The 799-nt window shown below is 39.0% G+C and carries 2 protein-coding genes; one reads left to right on the top strand and one right to left on the bottom strand.

The annotated features are described in order from the left end of the window. Positions 1-110 precede the first annotated feature (110 nt). On the top strand, positions 111-578 hold the full coding sequence (locus tag MWU82_RS24025) for a hypothetical protein (RefSeq protein WP_247098285.1): 468 nt from the start codon (positions 111-113) through the stop codon (positions 576-578). Here MWU82_RS24025 and MWU82_RS24020 read toward each other — a convergent pair. Continuing rightward, positions 559-799: hypothetical protein (locus MWU82_RS24020; RefSeq protein ID WP_247098283.1), on the bottom strand; the 241-nt coding region annotated here is incomplete at its 5' end. The two genes, MWU82_RS24025 and MWU82_RS24020, sit on opposite strands and share 20 nt — an antisense overlap.

The following is a 799-nucleotide window of genomic DNA, read 5'->3' as shown; positions in this document are numbered from 1 at the left end:
CCCTTCGGAAAATCCACGCATATTTACTATGTTTAGTGTGCGGGCCGAAATCCTGTCGGATTTCACACCGCAACTAATCATAGCCTAACCGTTGTGCTTAATTAAAAAGATTGACTGATAAATTAAAATGGGGGTTTATAAATATTGCATTGGTATGCATATCGGTGGTCTATGCAATTCCAAATATTATTACGGAAAGGAAAGAGCTCACACAAGAATATGGCACATTAAGTGAAGTTTTTGTCGAAACTTATAAGTATAAAAGACGTAAATCGTTTGGATACAGAGACAGAGAACGGCTGGTTCTAAAAACCTCGGATAGGACACAAAAAACCTATAAGTTAACTGACAGTTATCAAGGGCATTGGGTGAAATTTCAAGACAAAAACGCTATTGGAAAGGAATTAAGAGTCTATTTACAAACCGACAACTCGCGGACAGACCCATTAATTGTGGAATTGGATAAACAAAAGGTTTACGGAAAATCATCTAGCTTATTCTTTTCAATGATAATCGTGCTAATGACGGTTGGACTTTCAACCTACCACGTTTATAAGATTATGGAAAAAAATAACTAAGCACAACAGCACCTATAATTAATTGCGGTTGGATTTTCCCTGCGGAAAATCCACGCATATTTAGTATGTTTATTGTGCGGGCCGAAATCCTGTCGGATTTCACTCCGCAACTAATCATATACGAACCGTTGAGCGCAATAACCTCAGCCATGGCTTGTCTCAATTCGCTGCGCCGTCTCGACAAGCCATGGATTCGGATACGATTTAAAGAACTACGTGCC

The organism is Arenibacter sp. S6351L (assembly GCF_023016025.1).
GTDB lineage: Bacteria > Bacteroidota > Bacteroidia > Flavobacteriales > Flavobacteriaceae > Arenibacter > Arenibacter algicola_B.
The sequence above is the reverse complement of the archived record's forward strand: the minus strand, read 5'-3'. Positions and strand labels throughout refer to the sequence as shown.